This window comes from Klebsiella sp. Ech2A (genome assembly GCF_030078455.1).
GTDB classification, from domain to species: domain Bacteria; phylum Pseudomonadota; class Gammaproteobacteria; order Enterobacterales; family Enterobacteriaceae; genus Klebsiella; species Klebsiella terrigena.
Map to the genome: position 1 here is coordinate 1 of NZ_JAQGFU010000407.1, position 1,476 is coordinate 1,476.

Sequence of the window (1,476 nt, forward strand, 5' to 3'; positions counted from 1 at the left end):
GGGGCCCAGGGGGGCGAGCGAAACGCCCCCCGTGCCGTTCGCACGCAGCGGGTGTGAGAAAAACCCCGGACTCATCGTGAACGGAATATTCCACGACAGTGAAAGGAACATTCCACCAAAAGTGGGTGGATCAATCTCCCCGAATATGAACGGCCCCCACTACAGTGAACGCAATAATGTGCCGGGAACGTTCTGTGGAAGATTGGACAGGGCTAATGTGTTTGCACTTGCGGTGGGATGGGGCATAAAAAGGCCCCTGCGTTAGGGCAGGGGCAAGGCATGTCAGAGCTTAATATTATTAGTTGAATACCACGATTAGTTGAATACCATGCCGCCGTCGATCAGCAGCGATTGGCCGGTCATATAGTCGGAATCCGGGCCGGCGAGGAACGACACGCAGGCGGCGACGTCTTCAGGCTCCGACAGGCGGCCGAGGGTGATGCGTTTGGCAAACTCGGCCGTACCGTAGCCCAGCGGTTTGCCCGCCGCTTCCGAGACCTGACGGTCAATCTCCGCCCACATTGGCGTCTTAACGATCCCCGGACAGTAGCCGTTAACGGTGATGCCCAGCGGCGCCAGATCGCGGGCGGCGGTTTGCGTCAGGCCGCGCACGGCGAATTTACTCGAGCTGTAGACCGCCAGCTCCGGGTTGCCGACGTGGCCGGCCTGGGAGCAGGCGTTGACGATCTTCCCGCCGTGCCCCTCTTTTTTGAAGGCCTCCCCCGCCGCCTGCATCCCCCAGATGACGCCCTTAACGTTGATGTTATAGACCCGGTCAACGATCTCCTCGGTGATGGACTCGATCGGCGTTGACGGCGCGATGCCGGCGTTGTTGACGATAACGTCGAATCCGCCCAGGGCTTTACGCGCCTGCTCAACGGCGGCGAAAACCTGGTCCCGGCGCGAGACGTCGACCTTAATGGCCACCGCGCGGCCGCCGGCCTGGTTGATTTCAGCGGCTACCGCTGTGGCCGTAGCGTCGTTGTAATCGGCGATTGCCACGGCAAATCCATCCTTCACCAGACGCAGGGCGATAGCTTTACCGATGCCCTGACCGGCGCCGGTGACAAGTGCGACTTTTTCCATTTTCATTTCCTTTTGTAGTGACTCACAGTATTTGGCTGAGATGGAGCTGGCCCATCAGCAGAGGGTTATCGCGATAATCGACCGGAATGGCGACCACCGCCGGGCCGTCGACGTCCATCGCCGCGCGCAGGGTCGGCTCCAGGGCGTCGGCGCTCTCTACCGCGAACCCCCTGGCCCCGAAGGCTTCGGCGTAGACCTTGAAATCGACCGGGCCGAACTCCACCCCGGAGAGGCGCTGATATTTTTTCTGTTCCTGAATCGCCACCATGTTGTAGCCGTTATCGACCCAGATGATGTGCAGAATATTGGCGTGCAGGCGCACGGCGGTCTCCAGCTCCATGCTCGACTGCAGGAAGCCGCCATCGCCGGACACCGGGACCACCTTGCCTG

Annotated in this window: 2 protein-coding genes; both read right to left on the bottom strand. The window is 60.8% G+C overall.

The window, feature by feature from the left end:
• Positions 1-315: 315 nt before the first annotated feature.
• Positions 316-1,086 (bottom strand): (S)-acetoin forming diacetyl reductase, encoded by a 771-nt coding sequence (locus PFH44_RS27495; RefSeq protein WP_283826824.1) that lies wholly within the window; start codon positions 1,084-1,086, stop codon positions 316-318.
• Between the two features lie 22 nt (positions 1,087-1,108).
• Positions 1,109-1,476 (bottom strand): thiamine pyrophosphate-dependent enzyme (locus PFH44_RS27500; RefSeq protein ID WP_283826825.1); only part of this gene is annotated, 368 nt, incomplete at its 5' end.

What these genes read in the sequence shown, in the direction of transcription:
- PFH44_RS27495 (WP_283826824.1), bottom strand. Translation starts at nt 1,086, where the DNA reads ATGGAAAAAGTCGCACTTGTCACCGGCGCCGGTCAGGGCATCGGTAAA.